At 70.3% G+C, this 24,140-nt stretch carries 22 protein-coding genes; 10 read left to right on the top strand and 12 right to left on the bottom strand.

What is annotated here, in order from left to right:
- Window positions 1-46 precede the first annotated feature (46 nt).
- The 4 genes from AC07DO_RS38100 to AC07DO_RS38115 are packed head-to-tail and all read left to right on the top strand — an operon-like array spanning window position 47 to window position 4,706.
- A complete protein-coding gene (locus AC07DO_RS38100) occupies window positions 47-1,150 on the top strand; it encodes an ABC transporter substrate-binding protein (RefSeq protein ID WP_479066794.1) in 1,104 nt (367 codons plus the stop codon).
- 1 nt (window position 1,151) lies between these two features.
- Window positions 1,152-2,666: a sugar ABC transporter ATP-binding protein gene (locus tag AC07DO_RS38105; protein WP_479066796.1), complete on the top strand. Its 1,515-nt coding sequence runs from the start codon at window positions 1,152-1,154 to the stop codon at window positions 2,664-2,666.
- A gap of 52 nt (window positions 2,667-2,718) precedes the next feature.
- The gene (locus tag AC07DO_RS38110) at window positions 2,719-3,681 is read left to right on the top strand and encodes an ABC transporter permease (RefSeq protein WP_479066798.1); all 963 of its coding nucleotides are present in this window, start codon (window positions 2,719-2,721) and stop codon (window positions 3,679-3,681) included.
- Window positions 3,678-4,706: an ABC transporter permease gene (locus tag AC07DO_RS38115; RefSeq protein WP_479066800.1), complete on the top strand. Its 1,029-nt coding sequence runs from the start codon at window positions 3,678-3,680 to the stop codon at window positions 4,704-4,706. Before AC07DO_RS38110 ends, AC07DO_RS38115 begins: the two co-directional genes overlap by 4 nt.
- Before the next feature lie 16 nt (window positions 4,707-4,722).
- Here AC07DO_RS38115 and glgC read toward each other — a convergent pair whose 3' ends face one another.
- The 3 genes from glgC to AC07DO_RS38130 are packed head-to-tail and all read right to left on the bottom strand — an operon-like array spanning window position 4,723 to window position 7,930.
- Window positions 4,723-5,943, bottom strand: coding sequence for a glucose-1-phosphate adenylyltransferase (gene glgC, locus AC07DO_RS38120; RefSeq protein ID WP_479066802.1), 1,221 nt, complete (start codon window positions 5,941-5,943; stop codon window positions 4,723-4,725).
- 32 nt (window positions 5,944-5,975) lie between these two features.
- Window positions 5,976-7,142, bottom strand: a complete 1,167-nt coding sequence (glgA, locus tag AC07DO_RS38125; RefSeq protein WP_479066804.1) for a glycogen synthase — start codon at window positions 7,140-7,142, stop codon at window positions 5,976-5,978.
- 47 nt (window positions 7,143-7,189) lie between these two features.
- The gene (locus AC07DO_RS38130; protein WP_479066806.1) at window positions 7,190-7,930 is read right to left on the bottom strand and encodes a (2Fe-2S)-binding protein; all 741 of its coding nucleotides are present in this window, start codon (window positions 7,928-7,930) and stop codon (window positions 7,190-7,192) included.
- Between the two features lie 246 nt (window positions 7,931-8,176).
- Between AC07DO_RS38130 and AC07DO_RS38135 the strand changes: the two genes are divergently transcribed.
- Entirely contained in the window at window positions 8,177-9,193 is a 1,017-nt protein-coding gene (locus tag AC07DO_RS38135; RefSeq protein ID WP_479066808.1) for a DMT family transporter, read from the top strand.
- Between the two features lie 98 nt (window positions 9,194-9,291).
- Here AC07DO_RS38135 and AC07DO_RS38140 read toward each other — a convergent pair whose 3' ends face one another.
- The 6 genes from AC07DO_RS38140 to AC07DO_RS38165 form a co-directional block, all read right to left on the bottom strand.
- Window positions 9,292-10,596 carry a transglycosylase family protein gene (locus tag AC07DO_RS38140; RefSeq protein WP_479066809.1) on the bottom strand — a complete coding sequence of 435 codons (1,305 nt, stop codon included), beginning with the start codon at window positions 10,594-10,596 and terminating at the stop codon, window positions 9,292-9,294.
- Window positions 10,597-10,727: 131 nt separating this feature from the next.
- Window positions 10,728-11,708 (bottom strand): acetylxylan esterase, encoded by a 981-nt coding sequence (locus AC07DO_RS38145; RefSeq protein WP_479066811.1) that lies wholly within the window; start codon window positions 11,706-11,708, stop codon window positions 10,728-10,730.
- A 784-nt stretch (window positions 11,709-12,492) separates the two neighbouring features.
- Window positions 12,493-13,167: an aspartate/glutamate racemase family protein gene (locus tag AC07DO_RS38150; RefSeq protein WP_479066953.1), complete on the bottom strand. Its 675-nt coding sequence runs from the start codon at window positions 13,165-13,167 to the stop codon at window positions 12,493-12,495.
- Window positions 13,168-13,258: 91 nt separating this feature from the next.
- Entirely contained in the window at window positions 13,259-13,687 is a 429-nt protein-coding gene (panD, locus tag AC07DO_RS38155; RefSeq protein ID WP_479066955.1) for an aspartate 1-decarboxylase, read from the bottom strand.
- 340 nt (window positions 13,688-14,027) lie between these two features.
- The gene (locus AC07DO_RS38160; RefSeq protein WP_479066813.1) at window positions 14,028-14,606 is read right to left on the bottom strand and encodes a DUF5994 family protein; all 579 of its coding nucleotides are present in this window, start codon (window positions 14,604-14,606) and stop codon (window positions 14,028-14,030) included.
- Between the two features lie 227 nt (window positions 14,607-14,833).
- Complete coding sequence (locus AC07DO_RS38165) at window positions 14,834-15,172, bottom strand: MerR family transcriptional regulator (RefSeq protein ID WP_479066814.1); 339 nt, start codon at window positions 15,170-15,172, stop codon at window positions 14,834-14,836.
- Window positions 15,173-16,213: 1,041 nt separating this feature from the next.
- Between AC07DO_RS38165 and AC07DO_RS38170 the strand changes: the two genes are divergently transcribed.
- The 4 genes from AC07DO_RS38170 (at window position 16,214) to AC07DO_RS38185 (ending at window position 18,911) form a co-directional block, all read left to right on the top strand.
- Entirely contained in the window at window positions 16,214-16,417 is a 204-nt protein-coding gene (locus AC07DO_RS38170) for a cold-shock protein (RefSeq protein ID WP_004986771.1), read from the top strand.
- A gap of 301 nt (window positions 16,418-16,718) precedes the next feature.
- The gene (locus AC07DO_RS38175) at window positions 16,719-18,197 is read left to right on the top strand and encodes a DEAD/DEAH box helicase (protein WP_479066816.1); all 1,479 of its coding nucleotides are present in this window, start codon (window positions 16,719-16,721) and stop codon (window positions 18,195-18,197) included.
- A 74-nt stretch (window positions 18,198-18,271) separates the two neighbouring features.
- On the top strand, window positions 18,272-18,562 hold the full coding sequence (locus AC07DO_RS38180; protein ID WP_479066818.1) for a CBS domain-containing protein: 291 nt from the start codon (window positions 18,272-18,274) through the stop codon (window positions 18,560-18,562).
- A 40-nt stretch (window positions 18,563-18,602) separates the two neighbouring features.
- Window positions 18,603-18,911, top strand: coding sequence for an SCO5918 family protein (locus AC07DO_RS38185; RefSeq protein ID WP_479066820.1), 309 nt, complete (start codon window positions 18,603-18,605; stop codon window positions 18,909-18,911).
- A gap of 247 nt (window positions 18,912-19,158) precedes the next feature.
- Here the strand turns inward: AC07DO_RS38185 and AC07DO_RS38190 are convergent, their stop codons facing one another.
- The 3 genes from AC07DO_RS38190 to AC07DO_RS38200 form a co-directional block, all read right to left on the bottom strand.
- Entirely contained in the window at window positions 19,159-19,668 is a 510-nt protein-coding gene (locus AC07DO_RS38190) for a ricin-type beta-trefoil lectin domain protein (RefSeq protein WP_479066822.1), read from the bottom strand.
- A gap of 93 nt (window positions 19,669-19,761) precedes the next feature.
- On the bottom strand, window positions 19,762-21,594 hold the full coding sequence (locus tag AC07DO_RS38195; RefSeq protein WP_479066824.1) for a matrixin family metalloprotease: 1,833 nt from the start codon (window positions 21,592-21,594) through the stop codon (window positions 19,762-19,764).
- 119 nt (window positions 21,595-21,713) lie between these two features.
- Window positions 21,714-23,192, bottom strand: a complete 1,479-nt coding sequence (locus tag AC07DO_RS38200; RefSeq protein ID WP_479066826.1) for a purine-cytosine permease family protein — start codon at window positions 23,190-23,192, stop codon at window positions 21,714-21,716.
- Between the two features lie 80 nt (window positions 23,193-23,272).
- Here AC07DO_RS38200 and AC07DO_RS38205 point away from each other — a divergent pair, with 80 nt between their 5' ends.
- Window positions 23,273-23,965: a TetR/AcrR family transcriptional regulator gene (locus AC07DO_RS38205; protein ID WP_479066828.1), complete on the top strand. Its 693-nt coding sequence runs from the start codon at window positions 23,273-23,275 to the stop codon at window positions 23,963-23,965.
- Window positions 23,966-24,140: the final 175 nt, after the last annotated feature.

Genomic DNA, 24,140 nt, shown 5'->3' on the forward strand with positions numbered 1-24,140 from the left:
TCCCGTGAGCGCTCTCAGTGCCGGGGCCGTGCCGTTTGGGGATCCAATGAAGCCGACCACCCTTCTCCGCCGTACCTCCGCGAGGACCCTCGTCGCCACCGGTCTCGCCGCGAGTCTCCTGTTCGCCGCCGGGTGCGCGAAGTCCGAGGACGACGACTCCGGTGGCGAAAGCGCCGCGTCGCAGGACCAGGCAGACAACGGGCAGGAGGTGGCGTCGGACGGCGACGCGGGCGGGAAGACCTGCGCGATCGACGCGTACGGCGGCGAGAAGCTCGACCTGAAGAACGCCACCGTCGGCTTCTCGCAGTCCGAGAAAGAGGCCAACCCGTTCCGCATCGCGGAGACGGCCTCCATCAAGGCCGAGGCCGAGAAGCGCGGCGTCAAGCTGCTCACCGCCAACGCGCAGTCGCAGTTCTCCAAGCAGATCAGCGACGTCCAGGACCTCATCGCCAAGGGCGCCGACCTGCTCGTCATCGCACCGCTCAACTCCGACGGCTGGGAGCCGGTGCTGCGCGCCGCGGGCGCCGAGCACATCCCGATCGTCACCATCGACCGCAAGATCAACGCGACGGCCTGCAAGGACTACGTGAGCTTCATCGGCTCCGACTTCGTCGAGCAGGGCAGACGTGCCGCGGACCGGATGATCGAGACGACCGGAGGCAAGGGCAAGATCGCGATCCTGCTCGGCGCCGCGGGCAACAACGTCACCACCGAGCGCACCAAGGGCTTCCAGGACCGCATCAAGGAGAAGGCCCCGGACCTCGAGGTCGTCTTCAAGCAGACCGGCGAGTTCGCGCGGGAGAAGGGCCAGCAGGTCACCGAGCAGCTGATCCAGTCCAAGCCCGACATCACCGGGATCTACGCCGAGAACGACGAGATGGGCCTGGGCGCCGTGAACGCGCTCAAGGGCGCGGGCAAGAAGGCCGGCGACGTGAAGATCGTGACGATCGACGGGACGAAGGGCGCGGTGCGCGGCATCGTCGACGGCTGGATCGACGGCGTCATCGAGTCCAACCCCCGCTTCGGCCCCCTCGCCTTCAAGACGCTGGACGCGTTCACCAAGGGCGAGAAGGTCGCCCAGGACATCGTTATCAAGGACAGCGCGTACACCAAGGACAACGCCAAGTCCGACCTGAACAAGGCCTACTGACATGCTGTCGGGGACGGGCCTGTCGAAGGCCTTCCCGGGCGTGCGGGCCCTGGACGGCGTCGACTTCACCGCACGCGCGGGCGAGGTGCACGCGCTGATCGGCGAGAACGGCGCGGGCAAGTCCACGCTCATCAAGGTCCTGACGGGGGTGTACGCGCCGGACGCGGGCGAGGTGACGTACGACGGAGGCCCGGTGCGCTTCGCCACCCCGCTCGAAGCGCAGCACGCGGGCATCTCCACCATCTACCAGGAGGTCAACCTCGTCCCCCTGATGAGCGTGGCCCGCAACCTGTTCCTCGGCCGCGAGCCCCGCGGCCGCCTCGGCCTCATCGACTTCGGGCGGATGCACCGTGAGGCCGAGGAGGTGCTGCGCGGCCTCGGCGTCCGCGTCGACGAGCGCCGCCCGCTGCGCGAACTGGGCCTCGGCGCACAGCAGATGGTGGCGCTGGCCCGCGCGGTCTCGGTCGACGCGCGCGTCGTGGTGATGGACGAGCCGACGTCGTCCCTCGAACCGCGCGAGGTACGCACCCTGTTCGGCGTGATCCGCATGCTCCGGGAGCGCGGCATCGCGGTGATCTACGTCAGCCACCGTCTCGACGAGCTGTACGAGGTGTGCGACGCCGTCACCGTGCTGCGCGACGGCAAGGTGGTGCACACCGGCCCGCTCGCCGAGCTCGACCGGCTGCGGCTCGTCGCGCTGATGCTGGGCCGCGAGATCCAGGACGTACAGGAAGAAGGCCTCACCCAGTTCACCGGCGCGCACGAGGCGACCACCGAACCCGTGCTCCGCGCGGAGGAGTTGACCGCGCGGCACCGACTGCACGGAGTGTCGGTCACCATCCGGCCCGGGGAAGTGGTGGGCCTCGGCGGGCTGCTGGGCTCCGGCCGCAGCGAGACGGCGAAAGCCATCGCCGGGGCGCTGCCCACCGACTCCGGAACCGTCGCGATCGGCGGTACCCGCATCCGTACGGGCTCCACGCCCGCCGCCATCCGCGCCGGCATCAGCCTGCTCCCCGAGGACCGCAAGGCGGAGGGCATCGTCCCCGGCCTCTCGGTCCGCGACAACATCGCCCTGGCCGCGCTCCCCCGCCTCTCCCGCCTCGGCCTGGTCAACGAGCGCAGCATCGACGACATCGTCGACACCTTCATCGACCGCCTCCGCATCAAGGCGTCGAGCCCCCTCCAGAAGGTCGGCGAGCTCTCCGGCGGCAACCAGCAGAAGGTGCTGCTCGCCCGCTGGCTGGCGATGCACCCCAAGGTCCTGCTGCTCGACGAGCCCACGCGCGGCATCGACATCGGCGCCAAGGCCGAAGTGCAGGCACTGGTCGACGAGTTGGCGGCGGACGGCCTCGGCGTGCTCCTGATCTCCTCGGACATGGAGGAGCTGATCGAGGGCTCGGACCGGGTGATCGTCCTCAAGGACGGCACTGCCGTCGCGGAACTCACCGGCAGCGCGGTGACGGAGGAGAACCTGCTGCGCGCCATGGCGACGGACCCCGCGAAGTCCGGCGCATGACCCACCACGACCGGCAGAAGAGCGCACCGGCCCCGCACCCACGGAGCTCCCCATGACCGACCTCGCCCTCGGCCGCACGGCCGCCGACCGCGACCGCCTCCTGCGCCTCCTCCAGAACTACGGCGTCTACCTGGGCGTCGCCGTCCTCCTGCTCGTCAACATCGTCTTCACCCCGCACTTCCTGTCCGGCGAGAACTTCCGCACGCAGGCCGTCCAGGTCGCCCCCGTCCTGGTCGTGGCGCTCGGCATGGCCCTGGCCATCGGCAGCGAGGGCGTCGACCTCTCCGTCGGCTCGGTGATGGCGCTCTCCACCTCCCTCGTCTCGCTCTACCTCGGGTACGGGATGTGGGTCGCCCTGATCGTCGCGCTGCTCGGCGGCATGGTGGTCGGACTGGCCAACGGGGCGCTCATCGCGTTCATCGGCGTGCAGCCCATCGTGGCGACGCTGGCCCTAATGGTCGCGGGCCGTGGCCTCGCCCTGGTCCTCCTCCCCCAGCTCAAGGACGTGCGCGACCCGACGATGGCCTCGCTCGGCTCCGGCGACCTGCTCGGCATCCCGTACCTGGTGCTCATCGCGACGGCCCTGGCCGTGCTCGTCGCCTTCGTCGTGCGGCGCACCACGTTCGGCCGGCAGCTCCTCGCCATCGGGGACAGCCGCCCGGCCGCGCTCCTCGCGGGCCTGCCGGTACGCCGCGCCCTCGTCATCGTGTACGTCGTCTGCGGCGCCCTCGCCGCGCTCGCCGGGGTCCTCGCGACGGCGCGCCTGAGCGCGAGCGACCCGACGTCGCTCGGCAACCTGATGGAACTCTCCGCGATCACCGCGGTGGTGGTCGGCGGCACCCCGTTGAGCGGCGGCCGCGTCCGCATCGGCGGCACCGTGGCGGGCGCGGTCCTGATCCAACTCCTCACGGCCACGCTCATCAAGCACGACCTGCCACCGTCGTGGACGCAGATCGCCCAGGCCGCGGTGATCGTCCTCGCGGTCTACGCGGCACGCGAGAGGGGCAAACGATGACCATCGACACCAAGAGTCCGGCGGATCCCGTGGACCACACCGCCCAGGAGGCACAGGCCGCGGGCGCCTCCCGCTCGGAGCGGCTGAGCGCTCTCGCGCAGCAGCACGGCGCGCTCGTCACCCTGATCGTCGCGGTGGCCGCCGCGTCCGTCGGCTTCGACACGTTCATGACGGCCGACAACCTGGAGAACATGGCGGTGTCCTCCGCGTTCCTCGCGGTGGTCGCGCTCGGCATGACGTTCGTCATCGTCACCGGCGGCATCGACCTGTCCGTCGGCTCGCTGTTCGCCCTCGGCGGGGTGCTCGCCGCCTGGGGTTCGCGGTACGGCACGGCCGTGGCGCTGCTCCTGCCCCTCGCGGTCTGCGGACTCATCGGTCTTGCCAACGGCCTGCTGATCGCCCGTGCGCGGCTCGCGCCGTTCATCGTGACGCTCGCGGCGATGCTGGCGGCCCGCGGCATCCTCCTGTCGGTGACGGACGAGGGATCAAAGACGTACCTCGTCGACAAGGACTCCTTCTTCGCGACGCTCGGACAGGGCAAGGTGCTCGGCATCGGCGCCCCGGTCTGGATCACCGTCGCGCTGTTCGTGGCGGGCGCGGTCGTGCTGCGCCGCACCCGGTTCGGGCAGTACGTGTACGCGGTCGGCGGGAACGAGGACGCGGCGGCGCTGATGGGCGCCCCCGTGGCCCGTACGAAGATCGCCGTCTACACGGTGTCGGGGCTCTGCGCCGGGCTCGCCGGCGCTCTCAACGCGGCGTGGCTGGTCTCCGGGGTGACGATCCTCGGCTCCGGCATGGAGCTGGAGGCGATCTCCGCGGTCGTCATCGGCGGCACGCTGCTCACCGGCGGCTTCGGGTTCATCAGCGGGTCGTTGGTGGGCGTGCTGCTCCTCAAGGTCATCCAGAACGTCATCAACCAGATCGGCTCGCTCGACTCGGCCTACCAGCAGGTGGTGAGCGGCGCGTTCCTGGCGGTCGTGGTGATCGCGCAGACGTGGCTGGGGCGCAGGCGCAGGGTGCTGTGAACCGTGGACCCGGAGGTCACATCGGTACGGTCCGGCCCTTGCCCAGGGCGATCACGCCGCCCTTGGACACCGTGTACAGCTCCTCGTCGCGGTCCGGGTTGACGCCGATCGTCGCGCCCGGCGGTACGTCGACGTTCTTGTCGAGGACGGCGCCCCGTACGACCGCGCCGCGCCCGATCCGTACGTTGTCGTGCAGCACGGAGCCCTGGACGACCGCGCCCTCCTCGATGGTCACGCCGGGCGAGAGGACGGAACGGGTGACCTGGCCGCGGATGACGCAGCCGGGGCTGACGATCGACTCGCCCGCGATGCCGCCCGCGCAGAACTTGGCGGGCGGCAGGCCGTCGGAGTGGGTGTAGATGGGCCAGCGGCGGTTGTCCAGGTTGAAGACGGGGTGGTCGGAGATCAGGTCCATGTGGGCCTCGTAGTACGAGTCGAGGGTGCCGACGTCGCGCCAGTAGCCGTGGTCGCGCGGGGTCTCGCCGGGCACGTGGTTGCTGTCGAAGTCGTACACCTGCGCCATGCCGCGCTCGGTGAGCAGCGGCAGGATCGAGCCGCCCATGTCGTGCGCCGAATGCTCGTCCTCGGCGTCCTGCTGAAGGGCGTCGACGAGGGTCTTGGTGGTGAACAGATAGTTGCCCATGGAGGCGTAGACCTCGTTCGGGGAGCCTGGCAGGCCCGGCGGGTCGGTGGGCTTCTCCAGGAAGCGCTCCACCTTCGTCCCGTCCCGCGCGGGCGTGATGATGCCGAACGACGACGCGTCGGCGCGCGGCACCCTGATCCCCGCCACGGTCACCGCGGCGCCGTTCTCGATGTGCTGCTGCAGCATGTGGCGCGGATCCATGCGGTAGACGTGGTCGGCGCCGAACACCGCTATGTAGTCGGGCTGTTCGTCGTGGACGAGGTTGAGGGACTGCAGGATGGCGTCGGCGCTCCCCAGGTACCAGCGCGGGCCCAGGCGCTGTTGCGCGGGCACCGGCGTCACGTAGTTGCCGAGCAGGCTCGACATGCGCCAGGTCGTCGTGACGTGCCGGTCGAGCGAGTGCGACTTGTACTGCGTCAGGACGCAGATGCGCAGGATGTCGCCGTTGACGAGGTTGGAGAGCACGAAGTCGACGAGGCGGTAGGTGCCGCCGAACGTGACCGCTGGTTTGGCCCGGTCGGCGGTGAGCGGCATCAGCCGCTTCCCCGCCCCGCCGGCGAGCACGATTCCGAGCACCGAAGGTCCACCGCGCATGCGTGCCCCCTACTTGTCGGCTGTCTGTCCGGCTATCTGTCGGCGTGCAGGATCTCCTCGTACACCTCGACCGTGCGCCGGGCGACCGCGTCCCAGCCGAACTCCCTGAGCACGCGGTGGCGCCCGGCCCTGCCCATGGCGCCGGACCGCTCCGGGTCGGTGGCCAGCCTGTTCATGAGCAGCCCCAGATCGTGCTCGAAGTCGTCGGGGTCGCTCTCCCGGTACGGCACGAGCAACCCCGTCGTGCCGTCGCTCACGACTTCCGGTATGCCTCCGACACGTGAGGCGACCACGGCGGTGCCGCACGCCATCGCCTCCAGGTTGACGATGCCCAGCGGCTCGTACACCGAAGGGCAGACGAACACCGCGGCATGCGTGAGGAGTTGGATGATCTGCTGGCGCGGCAGCATCTCGGGGATCCACTGGACGCCGGCCCGGGTCCGGCTCAGCTCCTCGAAGAGCGTGCGGAACTCGCGGTCGATCTCGGGGGTGTCCGGGGCCCCGGCGCACAGGACGAGCTGCACGTCCCGGTCCAACTTCCGTGCGGCGCGCAGCAGATGCGGGACGCCCTTCTGCCGGGTGATGCGTCCGACGAACAGGACGTAGGGCCGGTCGAGGTCGATGCCGAGGCGTTCCAGGACGTCGGTGTCGGGGTCGGGCCGGTAGAGCTCGGCGTCGATGCCGTTGTGCACGAGGTGGACTTTGGCCGGGTCGATGGCCGGGTAGCAGGCGAGGATGTCCTCGCGCATCGCGCCGGACACCGCGATGACGGCGTCGGCAGCCTCGGCAGCGGTGCGCTCGGCCCAGCTGGACAGGGCGTATCCGCCGCCCAGTTGCTCGGCCTTCCAGGGGCGCAACGGTTCCAGGGAGTGCGAGGTCATGACGTGCGGGACGTCGTGCAGCAGCTTGCCGACGTGACCCGCGAGACTCGCGTACCAGGTGTGGGAGTGGAGCAGTTCGCGCCCCGCGAGCGACGCGGCCATGGACAGGTCGACGGAGAAGGTGCGCAGTGCGTCGTTCGCGCCGTCGAGCGCGGGCCACGCCTGGTGCCGCATGAGCCCGTTGGAGGCCCCCTCCCCCCAACAGTGCACGTCGAGGTCCGTGAGGGAGCGCAACTCCCGTGCGAGGAACTCGACATGGACGCCCGCTCCGCCGTAGACGTCCGGTGGATACTCCCGGGTGAGCAGCCCCACCTTCACGTAGAACCCTCCGTCGTCCGCCCGATGTCGGCCGCGCCTCCTCATGGTCACTCAGAGGCGGCCCCGGGGGAAGACCGCTGCGGCGCCCGTTCGAAGCAGCAGTCCCCGCACAGTCCGCCGCTGGGACACCGGTAGTACAGGCAGCAGCTGCGGCGCCGGAAGGCGGTGCCCCGCAGGGTGCCGGTGCCGCGCAGGTCGGGGTGGTCGAAGAGGTCGCGGGCCAGTGCGAGGGCCCGCTCCCCGACGTCCTCGCGCCCCGACCGCCCGGCCCAGCCGTGCAGTTCACGCGCCGCCCCCGCGAGCGCCGACCCCGCGTTGCCCCGCAGCAGCCCGGCGGAGATCCGGTACCGGGCACGCAACGCGGCGGACAGCGGCTCCAGATGACCGTGCTGCACGACGTCCCGCACGGTCGCGGCATCGCCGGGCAGCAGGCGTACGCCGGTCAGCCACAGGTCGTCGGGCGAGGTGCCGTCCGCGTCCCAGTGCAGCAGCGTGGGGTCGAGGTCGGGTACCCGCCCGTACAGCGCGGCGGAGCCGAGCGCCACGGACCAGAGCCGGGCGGCGAGCCCCAGCTGGGCCACGGACACCGCGATGCGGTCCTCGGGGGCGCCGAGCCTGCCCGCCACCTTGCGGACGCGGAAACCGATCGGATCTCCGGATTCCGGTACCGCGGGCCTCCGCGCGTACACGTCGGCGAACGGCCGCGCGCCGCCGCGCGGCGGGCTCGCGCGCAGAGCGAAGAATCCGCCGACGGAGCCGAGTTCTGCCAGGTCGATGAGGGTGGTCACGACAGAAGTACAACAAGCACGACCGCGTCGTCCGACCCTGGGGTCCCCCCTGGGTCACTCTGCGCGCCCAGGGGGTAACCCCTACGGGGGAGGCCGTGGGCAAGGTCGTACTCCATCGGCAGTAGGACGGATTGCCTGCTCAAGTACGACGACGTAGGAGCGTTCCGGCGTCATCGTTGTCATCATGGAAGCAGACCGTTCGCCAGACCGGGTCCACCGGACGCACCGCAACCCGCGGAGCACCTCATGAGTGCTTTGGCACTGTCCGTGCTGCTCTCCCTCGTCTCAGCCGTCGCGTACGCGGGCGGGGCGATCCTCCAGGAGCGCGTGGCCGCGACGACCCCCGGGCAGCGGTACGCACCGCTGCGCCGCGGCGCCTGGTGGGTCGCGATCGCCCTCAACGGCCTCGGCGCCCTCCTGCACGTGGTGGCGCTGGCCTACGGCCCGCTGAGCGTGGTCCAGCCGCTGGGTGCGCTGACCATCGTCTTCGCCCTGCCCATGGCCGCCGTTTTCGTACGCCGCAGGGCCGGGGCCACCGCCTGGCGGGGCGCGCTCATGGCGACGGTGGGGCTCGCCGGGCTCCTCTCGCTCACCTCGTCGTCCGACTCCCAGACCCTGGCCGACGCGGAGCGCGTCGTGCTCGCGCTGGTCACGGGCGGCGGTGTGCTCGGCCTGATGATGGCGGCGCACGCGGCGCACCGGCATCCGGTGATGCGCAGCGTGCTGCTCGCCTGCGCGGCGGGCGGGGCCTTCGGCATCGCGTCCGTCTTCACGAAGACGGTGGCGGTCGACCTGGACCAGAACGTCGCGGTGGTCCAGCAGCTCCCCAGCCTGGCCGTGATCGCCGTGCTGGCGGCGGCCGGCGTGCTGCTCTCGCAGGCCTCGTACCGCGGTGCGGGCCTCGCCGCGCCGCTGTCGACGGTGACCGTCGTGAACCCGGTCGTCGCGGCGGCGGTCGGTCTGACCCTGTTCGGAGAATCCTTCCGCCACGGCACCATGGGCACGGTTCTGGCGCTCGGCAGCGGGGTCGTGGCCGCGTGCGGCCTGATCCTCCTCACGACGGAGCGGATCGCCCGGGAGACGTCGACGGTGACGGTGGCGCAGGGCGGCCCTACGCCCGCCGGGGCGACGGATGCGCAGGAGGAGCCGGAGCCGCGTCCCGCGCCGGACGGGCTGCCCGCGGTGCCCTCCCAGCAGCCCGTGGCGGGCCACCGCAGGGCGCGGCCGCGGCATCCGGGGCGGCGTGAGCGCATGGTGTCCTGAGGGTCGGGTGAGTGCCGACGGGGGCCGATGCTTCGCTGTTCCACGGACCGGCCGGTCTGCTCTCTGACCAGCCGGTGTCCCCCGAACCAGCCGGTGTCTCAGATGCGCACGCCGCGGGCCCGCAAGTAGGCGAGCGGGTCGACGTCCGAACCGAAGCCGGGCCCGGTCCGCACCTCGAAGTGCAGATGCGGGCCCGTGCTGTTTCCGGTGGAGCCGGACCGGGCTATCCGCTGCCCGGCGCCGACCTGCTGTCCCGCCTTCACCGAGAGGGCCGACAGGTGCCCGTACTGGCTGTACTTGCCGTCGGCGTGCCGGATGACCACCTGGTAGCCGTAGCTGCCGCCCCAGCCCGCCGAGACGACGCGGCCCGCGGCGACGGCCTTGACGGACGTTCCGGTGGGCACGGGGAAGTCGACGCCCGTGTGGTAACCCTTGGACCAGGAGCCGCCCGCCGCGCGGTAGGGGGTGCTGGGCGAGGCGGCGACGGGGGCGGAGGCACCGGAGGACGTGGCGCGGGGGGCGGCGTTCTTCGCCTGCGGGGACCGCTGTTTCTCGGCCTGCTTCTCGCGCTTCCTCTCGGCGGCCGCCTTCTCCGCGGCTTGCTTCTCGGCGGCCTTCTTCTCGGCCGCTCTCCTCTCGACCGCTTTCCTCTCGGCCGCCCGCTTCTCGGCTGCGCTCTTGTCGGCAGTCCGTTCTTCGGCAGTTCTCTTCTCGGGATCCGGTTTCGCGGGCGCCTTCTGCCGGCCGTCGGCCCGCCCATGGACCGAGAGCCGCTGACCCGGCGTGATCAGGTCGGGGTCGTCGCCGATGACGCGCCGGTTGGCGTCGTACAGCTGCTGCCAGCCGCCCCGGACCCGCCGGTCGTCGGCGATGCCGGAGAGCGTGTCTCCGTGGATCACGGTGTACATCTCGGCGGTGCCCGCGGCGGACTGCGGGGTCACCTCGGGCTTGACGTCCTTGACGTCGCGCTTGGGCCGCTCGGGCTTGCTCGGGGCCTTGGCCGGGGTGACGTCGGGCGAACCGCCGCCGCGGGCGAGTCCGGCCTTCGACGAGCAGACCGGCCAGGCGCCGGGTCCCTGCGCGTCGAGGACCTTCTCGGCGACGGCGATCTGCTGGGCCTTCGAGGCGCGGTCGGCGCGCGAGGCGTAGGCCGTGCCGCCGTACGCCTCCCAGGTGGACTGCTTGAACTGGAGGCCGCCGAAGTAGCCGTTGCCGCTGTTGATGCTCCAGTTGTTGCCGGACTCGCAGGCGGCGACCTTGTGCCACGTGTCGACGTCGGCGGCTCCCGCGGTACCGACGACGGTCAGCGGCAGCGCCATGCCCGCGCTGCCCGCCGTAACGGTCAGCGACGCGCGGTTGATGCGGTTCGGCTGATACCGGCGGTGCCGGCCGCGTACGGCCATGGGAGCCCCCTCGGACACACGTCATCACGAATTGCGCACGGCGTGCGCACAGCGGTCACACGACAAGCCCGCAAGTTAGCGGGTCGGTGATTTCGTGACAAGAGCGCGGGAAGGAGCGGGGGTTGCGCGCGTCACCCCCTCAAGTACTGCTGCAACCACCTCAGTTGGACGCTTTGCTGGTAGGGGCCGCCGCCCTCGTGATCGTTGAAGGCGTACACCTCCATGGAACGTTCTGTTCCCGCGTACGCGTTGAAGGCCGCGAACACCGTCGAGGGCGGGCAGGTCATGTCCTGGAGGGCCGCGGAGAAGAGGGCGGGTGCGCGTCCGCGGGCGGCGAAGTGGACGCCGTCGAAGTACGACAGGGTCCGGAAGACGCGCTCCTGGCCGCCCCGGCGGGCCTTCAGATAGGCACCGATCTCGCTGTACGGGAGGCGGTCCGTGAGCGTGGTCGCGCGCGGGAAGTCACAGAGGAAGGGCACGTCGGGCGTGACGGCGGCGAGATCGGGCACGAGCCCGCCGACGGCGAGGGCGAGTCCGCCGCCCTGGCTGACGCCGAGCGCGGCGACGCGTGTCCCGTCCACGAGCGGGTGGGACCGGGCGGCCTCGACGGCGCGCACGGCGTCGACGTACAGGCGCCGGTAGTAGTAGTCGTGCGGGTCCTCGATGCCGCGGGTCATGAACCCGGGGTGCGCGGGCCCGCTCCCCACCGGGTCCGGGGTGTCGCCCTGCGCCCACCCGCCGCTGCCCTGTCCACGCGTGTCCATCACGAAGTGCGCGAACCCGGCCGCGGCCCACAGCAGGTGCATGTGGGGCAGCCCACGTCCGCCGCCGTACCCGATGTACTCGACGACCACGGGCAGCGGGGCGTCTCCCTGGGCGCCGGCGGGCAGGACCAGCCAGCCCTTGACGGGGTGTCCCCCGAACCCGGCAAAGGTGACGTCGAAGATCCGCACACCGGGCAACGGCAGCTCCACGGCTTCGAACCGGGCGTCCAGTTCGTGCTGCCGCGCCTCCAGCAACGTCTTCTCCCAGAAGGCATCGAAGTCATCAGGCTCGGGCAAGTCGGGCCGGTAGCGGCGGAGTTCCTCGAGGGGAAGGTCGAACTGGGGCACGGGCGACTCCTTTTGGGCGGGGGGCGGGGTGGCGGTACTCGGGCAGGGGCGGCGCGGGGCCGGGCCGGGTGGCGCGAGGCTGGGCTGAGCGGTACAGGGCAGGGCGGGACGGTGCTCGGAGGTCACGCTATGTCAGGGGTTCTGCGGCCGACAGCGAGTTTGGCCGGCGCGCGTCGCCCCGCCGCATCGCCCGCTCACCCCATCGCGCCCGGTGACCGGGCAGCGCGGCATGCCCCCAGGGGCGGCGTCACGCGGCCACGAAGCAAGCGAGCCGCGCGAAGGGCGCGGCGCGGGGTGGGCGGTGTGAGACGGCTCAGGGGCAGAAGGGGGGACAGAGCCGGGGCAGGGCGGAGCCGGGGCAGCACGGAGCCGGGGCACCGCGGAGGGGGCGTGGGCCGGGTGGACCCACGCCCCCTCCGCACGTCTGCGGCAGCCTCAGCGCATCGGTCCGGGCTGCGGCTCGGGCGCCGGGTCGGGTCCCGGCTGCGGGATCGGGGACGGAGGCGGCGGATCCGGGCTGGGCCGCGGTTCCGGGCGCGGTACGGGATCCGGGTCCGGGAAGGGCCTCTCCGGCTCCGGCGGCGGCACGGGGTCAGGGTCCGGGAAGGGCCTGACCGGCCCCGGAGTCGGTGCGGGATCGGGGAACGGTTGCGTCATTGCACTCCTCCAGCAGTGGTACGCCAGCGGTTCCTCCCCGCGTACCCGACGGCCCCGCACCCAAGCCTTCCACGGTTCCCGGCGTGCCGCCCGCGACGGACACCCGGCAGCGGGACCCGCACCCGCACTACCCCTGCCCGGCCCCCCGCACGCTCCCCGCGGCCAGCGCAGCCGCAGCGGCGAGCCCGGGCCGGGGACTGGAGAGCACGGGCACCCGAACCTCCGGAACCAGCGCCTCCGCCCCCGCCATGGAGGCCTGCGCCAGCACGATCGCGTCGGCGTCCCGCACGTCGCGCACCGCCCGTGCCACGCCCTCGGCATACCCGGCGGCGTCCCCCGCCTCGAACCGTTCCCACGCCTCTTCGACCATCACGGCCCGTACGGAGACGTCTCGCCCGGCCCGCCGCGCTTCCTCCTCGACGAGTGCGGAGGTCGGCCCCACGGTGGACGCGACCGTGGCGAGAACGACGATCCGGGAGCCGGCGGCGACGGCCGCGGCCGCCATGGGCCGGTCGACCCGGACCACCGGAACCCCCAAGTCGCCCCCTAGGGCCTCGGCCACGCCGCCGATGGTGGAACACGTACACAGCAGGGCACCGACCCGGACCCCGTCACCGCCGTCGGCAATCCGCGCAAGGGCGGCCCGCACCGCGGGGGCGACGGCCTCGGGCCCCTCCCGCCGGGCCCGAGCCAGGAGCTCCTCCTCCACGTGGTGACGCAGTTCGAGCCCCGGATGCTCCGCGTCCCGCAGACCGTCGAAGACGGGCACGTGCACGGGCGAGGTATGCAAAACCCCCAACACGCCCAACACCGCCGCCTCCCCCGACACCCCTGACACCCCTGACACCCCTGACACCCCTGACACCCCTGACACCCCTGACACCCCGCGGCGATCAGACGGTGACTCGGCGGCTCTGCGGATTCCGCACCATGTCGGGTGCTCCCGGCACCGCCTCCGCCGGATCGTCCCCAAGGGCGACCACGCGGTTGCCCTCGTCGACATGCACGACCCGCGGCCGCAGCGCCCGTGCCTCGGCATCCTCGACCTGCGCGTAGCTGATGATGATCACCTTGTCGCCGGGGTGAACGAGGTGCGCGGCCGCACCGTTGATCCCGATGACACCACTCCCCCGCTCCCCCTCGATGGTGTACGTCTCCAGCCGGGCGCCGTTGGTGACGTCGACGATGTGAACGAGCTCGCCGGGCAGCAGGTCGGCGGCGTCGAGGAGGTCCGCGTCGATGGTGACGGACCCTACGTAGTGCAGGTCGGCCTGGGTCACCGTGGCGCGGTGAATCTTGGACTTGAACATGGTGCGCAGCATCGAGGCACTCCTGGACATAGGCTCCCTGCCTGCGTTTTTGCAGGTCAAGGGCGGTTTCCTACCCTACAACGACTCACATGTTCGGGCAGCGTTCCCCAGGCCTTGCAGAACTCGTGCTGATCGCCGGCTGACTTCCTCCACGCGCCATCAGGCGGATGCGCCATCAGGCGGGTGGAGGAGACCTTCGTCCGCCTCCTGGGCTCACTGCGACGACTGAACCAGCCTACGCAGCACCCTGCGAAGCGCGTCCGTGATCACCGTCACTCCGGCGGTCCGGGTGGCGGTCGGCGTCAAGCGACGGTCGGCCGGAAGCTCGGCCGCGCACTGGTGCCCATGGCGTTCACTTCTCTGCCCCCGGGCGGCCGGCGAAGATCACGGCGGCCGTGTGGGTCGAGGGCGCGCCGCCCTCGTACTCCCACGCCTCTTCGGGGTTCTGCACCCGGCCTGCGGACGAGTCGCCGTGGCAAGCTTCCTCCGCGGCGAGCAGTGCGCTCGCGGTCAGGGACGCCCCCGTGGGGTCGCTCGCGGCGGCCATCAGCCGGGCGGCGGCGGCAGGGCGGGTCTCGGGTGGGATCACCAGCAGGTCCCAGCGTCCGACACTGTAGGAGAGCAGCAACACCTTGTGCGGGTCGAGCTCCGTGGTGAACCAGCCGACCTTCACCACGTGCCCGTGGACGGGCACCTTGCGCGGGATCACGGGCCAATGGGTGGGATTGACGGCGATGCGGGTGACGCGCCCCCAGTGCGGGTCCAGCACATCGATCAGATCGGGCAGTTCACGCAGCAGGTCGCGCGAGCGGGGCCACCACGCGCCGTCCAGCAGGCCACGTGGCGCACCTGGGGCTTTCAGCGAGAGGCGGGCGGCCGGTACGGCGGGGTCCGTGGGCGGCGGTGGGAGAAGGCTGATGGTCGCGGACATGGCGCGAACCCGTCTCCAGACAGCTGCCCGAGGGCAGCTGGCCGGTGTATTTGCTCACCGAGAACGACTAGGGCGCGATGGCCGGTGTACGACATGCTCTCGGTGTCTCCAGACTACTCCCCGGTCAGGCGCAACGGACCGTTCGAAGCAGCCGAGTTCGCATGCTCCCGCTCCCGCACCATGCGATCGGAGAGAGCTGCCGCGGGGGCGGATGCTGCCGGGTCGCCTCAGGTCGCAGCCGTCGGGTTGGCCGACTCGGCGGCACGGCGGTACTGGGCGTTGATGCGCTGCGCTTCCTCGAGCTGGTCTTCGAGGATGACGATGCGGCAGGCGGCCTCGATGGGGGTGCCCTGGTCGACGAGCTCCCGCGCGCGGGCCGCGACGCGCAGCTGGTAGCGGGAGTAGCGGCGATGCCCGCCCGCGGAGCGCAACGGAGTGATCAGGCGGGCCTCGCCGATCGCGCGGAGAAAGCCTTGGCTGGTGCCGAGCATCTCGGCGGCCCGGCCCATCGTGTAGGCGGGGTAGTCGTCGTCATCGAGCCGGTTGAACGAGTCGTCTGCTGTCACTTGCACCTCTCTGTGGAACGCGTGGAGGGGCCCGGGTGCCGTGCCGGCACCCGGGCCCCGAAGGAAACTGCTACACCATCCGCCGGCCCTGATACTGCGCCGGCCTTCTGTTTCCGCACGTCCGCCTGGGAGAGCGGGAATGCGGGGATCGCGGTTGCTTGACCGGAGACCACCTCACTATCGATGTCCTGCGGTACCCGGGCTCAACGATCCGCCCGGGCGATCCTGATGGCGCGAAGCTCCTCCGTTCTTCCCTCTTGATCAACTACTTACTGAAGGGGACTGCTGTACTGCACTTGCGGATACTGCGGTACTGCTCTCGGCGGCCCCTGAGCACTGTGGGCCACCCGGTGTGGCCGTCAGCCCCGTCGCCGTCCTGCAACAGCTCTGGCTTCGAAGCTCCACCACCGCACCGTCCTGCGCACTGCAACTGCGGTCACCACTGCCCGCCAGTTCATGTCTGCCGGGCCCTGCTTGATCTCGGCTACGAGAGAAACCATAACCACACCACCACCCAATGTCTACTCCAGCCAGCACAGATTTTGTGTGCGTGGCGGATGGGCCTTCGATCCTCGGCGAGACAGGGGGGACGGGCCTCGGGGCCTCCATGAACGTTCGTACGGCTCGGGGGCCTCACCCTCGGGGTGCAGGGTCAAGGGGTGGGCGCGAACAGCATGATCGCGTCGCCCGGCGCGACGGAGAAAGCGGCTCACCCGGCAGCAGGCTTCCGGCACTCTTCCGAAACACCGCACCCGGCGAACCAATGTCTGTGTTCGCGAAGTGAGGGTTTAACGATCCGGGCAGGGAGAGTTTTTAGCGCGATTAACGGAACGGAATTTACTCACGCCCACAGGCCGCCATGGCGTGCTACTGTCGTTTCAGTTGCAGTTGTGGTTCCCGAAAACTTCAAGTGCTCCTGGCCGCGTACTGCGGTGGGGGCGCTTTTGTATGACCGGTCATTTCCGGGCGGGGTAATCATCGCGGCGACACGGCGTCCGCACAGTGCGGATGTCCGATGTACTGCCCCAAAGGAGATATGACATGGCTACTGGCACCGTGAAGTGGTTCAACGCGGAAAAGGGTTTCGGCTTCATCGAGCAGGACGGTGGCGGCGCTGACGTGTTCGCCCACTACTCGAACATCGCCGCCCAGGGCTTCCGCGAGCTGCTCGAAGGTCAGAAGGTCAGCTTCGACATCGCGCAGGGCCAGAAGGGCCCGACGGCCGAGAACATCGTTCCCGCCTGACGCTGACGCGCACTCTGCAGCTGGGGCCCGCATCCTTCGGGGTGCGGGCCCCAGCTGCAGGCATTTCCCGCAGTGATTTCGACCTGCGGGCGACGCAGATGACATCCGGTCTTATCTGCAGTGGACACTCCGGGCGAGATCCCCCCTTCGCGTCACTCATTTTTCAGCGCCTGCGCCCTCATGAATCATCCGTCGGCCAGATCCGCTTTCGCTTTTACTATCGGTCCATTTCATGTGATTCTCTGCGCCGCTCATCGCCGGAAGAATTCCTTGACATGCGCCGCATCGAGGAAGGTTCCGCATGAACCGCACACGTACGAACGACCGATTCAGCCGCACCCGCAGGGGCGGCACCGACGCCGGAAAGAGCGGCAGCCGCTTCGGAGCATCGGCTCCGCGCCGATCCGGTGGGTCCAGCCGTCGGCCCGCCGCCGTGCAGGGTGAGTTCGCTCTCCCCAAGACCGTCACCCCGGCGCTGCCCGCCGTGGAAGGGTTCGCCGATCTCAGCATGCCCGCGCCGCTGCTGGCCGAACTCGGCAGGCAGGGCGTGGCCGTTCCCTTCCCGATCCAGGGAGCGACGCTGCCGAACTCCCTCGCGGGCCGTGACGTCCTCGGCCGCGGGCGCACCGGCTCCGGCAAGACCCTCGCCTTCGGCCTCGCCCTGCTCGCCCGCACCGCCGGGCAGCGCGCCGAGCCCCGTCAGCCGCTGGGCCTGATCCTCGTCCCCACCCGCGAGCTCGCCCAGCAGGTGACCGACGCGCTCACCCCGTACGCCCGCTCCGTGCGTCTTCGCCTGACCACGGTCGTGGGCGGCATGTCGATCGGCAGGCAGGCCGGCGCGCTACGCGGCGGCACCGAGATCGTCGTCGCGACCCCGGGCCGGCTCAAGGACCTCATCGACCGTGGCGAATGCCGCCTGAATCAGGTGGGCATCACCGTGCTCGACGAAGCCGACCAGATGGCGGACATGGGGTTCATGCCGCAGGTCACCGCGCTCCTGGACCAGGTGCGCCCCGAGGGGCAGCGGATGCTCTTCTCCGCCACCTTGGACCGCAACGTGGATCTGCTGGTGCGCCGCTACCTGACGGACCCCGTCGTCCACTCGGTCGACCCCTCGGCCGGTGCGGTCACGACGATGGAGCACCACGTGCTGCACGTCCAGGGCGCCGACAAGCACACGGCCACCACGGAGATCGCCGCCCGCGAAGGCCGCGTGATCATGTTCCTGGACACCAAGCACGCGGTCGACCGACTGACGCGGGACCTGCTCAACAGCGGTGTACGGGCCGCCGCGCTGCACGGTGGCAAGTCGCAGTCCCAGCGCACCCGCACCCTGTCGCAGTTCAAGACCGGGCACGTCACCGTGCTCGTGGCCACGAACGTCGCCGCCCGCGGCATCCACGTGGACAACCTCGACCTCGTCGTCAACGTGGATCCGCCGACCGACCACAAGGACTATCTGCACCGCGGCGGCCGTACCGCCCGTGCCGGTGAGTCCGGCAGCGTCGTCACGCTGGTCACGCCCAACCAGCGCCGCGGCATGGTCCGCCTCATGTCGGACGCCGGGATCAGCCCGCAGATCACCCAGGTCCGCTCCGGCGAGCGGGAACTGCACCGCATCACCGGCGCGCAGGCCCCCTCCGGCATCCCGGTCGTCATCACCGCGCCGGTGGTCGAGCGCCCCAAGCGCGGCGCCGCGTCACGCGGCCGTCGTCGCCCCGCTTCCGCGGCACGGCGCGCCTCAGCGCCGCAGCGCTTTGCCGCCAACGCGGCGGCCTAGAGATTTTCTTGACCGGAAAGCTCACCAACCTCTGCCGGAGGCACCTTTTGACACTGGTTCAGATACGGTCCCGCGTGCTGAGCGGCGACCCCGTGCACGGCCCCTCGGCCGACGCCGTCGCCCACACCGTCGCCCACACCGTGGAAGAAGCCGGACCGCGGGTCTGGGACGACATGACGGTCGAGGTCGCCCTGTCCGTGATGGCCGGCGCCCGTGTCGGGCACCTGCTCATCTGTGACGAGGACGGCCGACGCACCGGTCTGGTCACCCGGGCGAAGCTCACGGCTGTCCGTGACGGTTCCGCGTACACGGATCAAGTCCGCCTGCGCGACCTAGGCGACGCCGGCGTCGCCCTCGCCCACTGAGCCGGGCTCACCTCGATCCCCCTTCTTCCTGTGAGGTCTCATGCGCTGTGTCATCGCCCGCTTCCCGTTCGACCTGACCAAGAGCGGGGTGCTGGAAACGATGAAGGGCGTCAAGCCCGAGCCGGTGACCGGTGAGTCCGTGATCATCGGACGCCGCCACTACCCCGTCAAGCAGGTCGGCCAGGTCATCACCCGCCAGGACCGCCGTGATTTCAGCGCGGGCGAAGTCCTCCGGGCGATGGCCCAGCTCGGCTTCACCTGCCGGACCCTCCCCGCGGCCGCGCCCGCGGTCGGCGTCAGCCCGCTCCAGCGAGCTTCCGCCATGCTCGGCGCTCCCGTGCCCGCCTGATCGACAGGGCAGACGCGGAGCAGCATCAGAGACAGCAGCAGCAAGGCCCGACCGGCACACACCGGTCGGGCCTGCCTGCATCCCGGGCGCCGGCGTACGGTGAGGGAGACGAGGGCGTCGGTGTGCCGATGCCCGACCACCCCGGAGCACTCCTCCCCTCGCGACTGTGACCTGCTCGTCTACGCCCTGGCACCGCCTGATCCCAGGCCGTGCTGATCCAGGCACCTTGATGCCGGACCAGCATCACTTACTGCTGATGCCACCTGTAGTACTGGTGGGAAGGATCGCAAGCCGTCGCTTGCAAGAGGGTGCCGTTTCCTACACTGGGCGTGGACAGGCAGAGCCCACTCGAAGCGTTCTGCCAGACCTGGTACCAGCCTGAGGGCGGTCCGTTGGGGTTGTCCGCGAAGTAGACGCGCCACTGCTGGGTGGCGGCCGCCGCGTTGCAGAAGGCCATCGTGACTGTTCCCGCCCCTGAGGCAGGCGCCGTGATACACCGTCCCGTGCGTTGGTTGGTGAAGGTGAACAGGCCGGTCTGGGTGTTGAACCCTGCCAGCCACTTCTTCTCGGGGCTACTGCCGCACGACCACATGTGAAGTTTGGCGGCGTTCTCGGTGGCATTGTCGAGACAGTGGCTCGAGTTCCACACGTTGATCGGAGTGAAGCCTGCGGCGTGCGCAGGCGTGCCGACCATGGAAAAGGCCAGCACCGCCAACACCGCGGTGATGAGCGCGGACAGTCTGCGCCGTACGGACATGAGCTCCTCCGGTTCCTCGTTGAAGGCCGGCGCCCCCTCCCGCAGAAGGCGCCGACGTCTGCTGTACGCGTCACTCGGCCCGGGCGTCCGAGGTCAGGTCCCCCAAGTGATGAGTTTGAGAGTGGAGCTCGCTGTTCGGACCGCGGTGAGGAGGTTCTGCCCTTGCGACTGGGCGAGGGCCGGAAGGGTGGCTGTCCCCGCGAGGTCGTCGCTGTCTCCCCACCGGGTCACCGTGCCGGAATCAGTCACCTGCCAGAGGACGACCTTGAGGTTTCCCGTCTCGGTGATGACGGGGGTCGCCAGCCGTCCGCCCGGTGCCGCACCGATGTCATGGCCCTTGGTGATCCCGGCCAGTTCCCCGCTGTCTCCGAGCCGCTGGATCACGCCGCTTGGCTGGATCCGCCAGGTGATCAGCTTCAGCGTGTCGGAGGCGCTCTTCACTGCCGTCACCGCGACTTGGGGCCGGGCCATGGAGAGCTTGACCAGCCTGCTGTTGCCCGCCTGGTTTCCGCTGTCCCCCAGTCGTTGCACGGACTGGTCGGTGACGCGCCAGAGGATCAGCTTGAGATTGTCGGACCCGTCTCGCACGGCGGTGAGGACCAGTCGCGCGTCGACGACGGCCATGTCCACGTCGCGGACCTCGCCGGCCTGGTTCGCGCTGTCCGCGAGCCGGGTGAGGGAACCGTCGGGCTTCAGGCTCCAGGCGATGACCGAAAGGTTGCCGCTTCCGTTGCGGCAGGCCGTCGTCCAGATCAGTGAACTCGCCGGGACGATCCGGATCAGAGTGGCCGCACCGGCCTGATTTCCGCTGTCGCCCCGCCGCTGTATCGAGGTTCCGTCGTCGTTGACGGACCAGCTGATCAGCTTGAGGTTTCCCGCGCCGCTCCGGCAGGCCGTCACGAATCGGTCGCCGGTGGTGGAACGGGCAAGGTCGATCGACGTGGCGGCACCGGCCTGCTCGGCGCTGTCCGCCGTACGGCTCACCGAACCGTCCGCGTTGAGACGCCACCCGATGAGCTTCAACGTGCCGGCCTGGGTACGGACCGCGGTCAGGGCGTGGGTGTCGTTGTGACGCGCGGCGCTGATCTCGCCGACGAAGCCTGCTTGTTCGGCACTGTCGCCCCGGCGCTCCAGAGCGGGGTAGAGACGCCTGATCCCGTCGATGTCGTCCTGGGTCAGACTGCGACGGACCCCTCCGTAGCTGCGGAACATGACAGCGCCTGGGACGGTCGAGTGGTCGAGGCCGAGCAGGTGGCCGATTTCGTGGAGCGCGACAGTCTCCGCATCGAACGTCTGGGCAGTGCCGGTGAGACTCCAGGTCTCCGCGTCGTCGTAGTGCAGTGAACCGGCATTTCCTCCGCCGCACGGTGGCGGATAGAAGGCGTGCGCCAGCGTGTTGCCGACGCCGTCGAAGGCTGAACCGTCTCCGTGCTCTCCGGCGTGCCAGCCGATCACGAAGTCCGACTTCGCCGTGTCGACCTGCTGGAAGCTCACGCCCCGCAGCACTGCGGCCCAGGTTGTGAATGCGCGCTGGACAGCGCCGCGTTCATCGGTGCCTGTGATGTCGTCGGTGCCGTTGGTGAACCTGTAGGTGAAGGCCAGCTTGGGGTAGCTGCATCCTCGCAGCACGAATTCCGCGCTTGTGCCCCGACGGACGGCGTCTACGGTCGGTAGATCCGGAACTCCGCATCGTGGCTGCTCAAGCGCGTCGACCGTGCTCGGATCCAGCTCACCTGTTTCGCTGATGCCACCGATGTTCTGGAACATCCGAAGCGCGTCACTCGTGGCATCGTCCAATTTTCCGGGTGCCACGGTGGTCGTCAAATACCCGTACTTCGTCAGGTATTTCTGCAGCTTACCGACTTCCTGGTGCTCATCACCGCGGTGCAGTTCCTTAACTTCTAGCGTAAATCGCTGAGCGGTCATGACGCATCCCTTCCGTTGCTTGAAGACTCCTCTCATGCTTGACGGAGGCATAGGTCCGTGGAGGCGTAGAAAGACTGACCCACGGCGCCGCGCGCCCAAATGTCCGACGCCCGCAGTGGTCATTTGGTCATCGGGTCAACCGGGCGAGACATCACCTGAGGCATGCGGCTGATCAGCGCGTAGCAGCCGCTCGCCAGTGTCATGCCCACCGGCAGCGCGAGGTCCAGGCCGCCGAGAGCCGTGGCGAGCGGGCCGGTGTAGAGGGTGTCCACGCAGAGCGCGGCGGCGGCCGTGCCCGCCAACAGGGCGCACGCGCCTGCCGGGTTGACGCCGCCTCGGTACCAGAAGGGGCTGCTGCGGGTCTCGTCGGCGAGGGCCTGTCCGTCGTAGCGGGCCCGGCGCAGGACGATATCGGTGGCGTAGATCGCCGTGCTGGGGCCGAGCAGGACGACGGTGAGCTGCAGGACGTTGTTGACCGTGTCGAGGAAGTTGGAGACGAGCAGTCCGTACAGGGTGAGCGCGACCGCCGCCGTGCCGTCGAACAGGACGCTGACCGAGCGGCGGATGCGCAGGCCCACGGCTTGGAGCGCGAGCCCGGCGCTGTACGCGGTGAGGGCGTTGATGGCGATGGTGCCGAGGACGAGTGCCAGCAGGAAGGCGGGCGTGAACCAGGCGGGCAGGATCGACTCCAGGGCCGACTGCGGGTCGGTCATGTCGACGGTGGTCGCCGCGAGTGCGCCCAGGGAACAGACGACCATGCTGGGCAGGAAGCCGCCGAGCGCGGTCCAGCCGGCGACCGCGCGCTTGGACGTGGTGCGGGGCAGATAGCGCGAGAAGTCCGCACTCGTGGTGTACGACAGCGGGCCCGACGCGACGAGCGTGACCCCGGCGATGACGGTCGCCCACAGGTCGACGCCGGTGAGGCGGTGCGCGGGGGCGTACGAGAAGTCGGCGTGGCGGACCACGACGACCGCCACCACGAGGAACGCGGCACCCAGGACGAGCGTGATCACCGGGTACAGCTTCACGATCACGGCGTGGCCGTAGACGCTGATGGTGAGGGTGAGCGCGGCGATGACGACGATCACGACGACCTTGACGCCCGTGCTCGCCGTGATACCGACCTTCTCGACCAGGGAGAAGGCGGCCACCGCGGCGGCCGACAGGTTCAGCGCGAAGTAGCAGACGGAGATCAGCCAGCCGACGACCGCGTTGTTCACGCGGTTGCCGATGACGCCGTACAGGGTTCGCGTGATCACCTCGCTGGGGGCGCCCGCGGCCGGCCCCGAGACGGCGAGCAGCCCGGTCAGCGTCCAGAAGAGGTTGCCGACGACGAGCACGGCGAGGGCCTGCCACAGGGTCAGCCCCATCAGGATCAGGGTGCCGCCGATCACCAGGCTCAGGTAGTTGACGTTGGCGGCGGCCCAGACCGGGAACAACTCGCGGGCCCTGCCGTGCCGTTCGCAATCGGGGATGTGATCGATGCCGTGGGCCTCGATGCGGCCGCCGCCGGGCCGGGAAGAGGCGTCCGGAGTGGCTCCTGCACCCCTCGCCGTCGGTTGGGAGCGCGGGGCGGGGTCGGGAAGCGTGGATGCCATCGGGCCCTCCGGAGTGCCGGTCGGTGCGTGACCGACCCACCTGCTTGCTTATTGGTCGCACACTCAATAACGTGACCGGCATGTCGTCAAGCGTTCAGCGCAAGCGAATTCGAAAATCTCCGGCCGCCAGACGTGCGGAAATCGTTGAGAAGGCCGCCGACATTGCGCTTTCCGAAGGTCTGGAGTGCATCACGCTGCGCCGGATCGGCGAGGAACTGGACGTGCGTCCGGGGCTCGTGAGCCACTACTTCCCGTCGACGGAGGAGCTGGTGGCGGAGGCGTTCGGCAGTGCGGCGACGCGAGAGCTCGACACGCTGCTCCCGGCCGAGCCGACCCCCGGCTCGGGCGCCGCGGGCGGGGGCACCGGCCTGGGCGCGGACACGGGCATGGGCGTGGACACGGGTACGGCCACGGAGCGCCTCGCCCGCTTCTTCGCGCGTACGTCCGGCCCGGCCTGGAACGACATCAGCCGACTGTGGATCAACGCCCGCCATCTGACCCGCTACCGCCCGTCGCTGCGCGACCGGGTCGCCCGGCAGGAGGACGCGTGGCGGGGGCGGCTGGCCGCGCTCGTCGAGGACGGCGTGGCGCGGGGCGAGTTCCGCATACGGGAGGAGCCCTCGGTGGTGGCGGTGCAGATCCTGGTCGTGCTGGACGGGCTCGGGGCGGACGGCGGCGTCGACGCGGACACGTTGCCGCCGGTGGTGGCACGGATGGCCATCACGTTGGCGGAGCGTGAACTGGGCCTGGAGAGTGGTGCGTTGGGTCCGTAGCCGAGATTCTCGCGGCTCCGCAGGCAGTCGGCACGCGGATGTCCCCCATACGAACACTCGGCAGCCGCGTCGCCGCCCAGGACACCCGCGCCAAGCCCCGAGCCCCGATCGCCGATCGCCGATCCGTGGTCACCACTCCCTGGTCACCGATCCTCGATCAGCCGACCCGCACCGC

This window comes from Streptomyces sp. NPDC045678 (genome assembly GCF_056432085.1).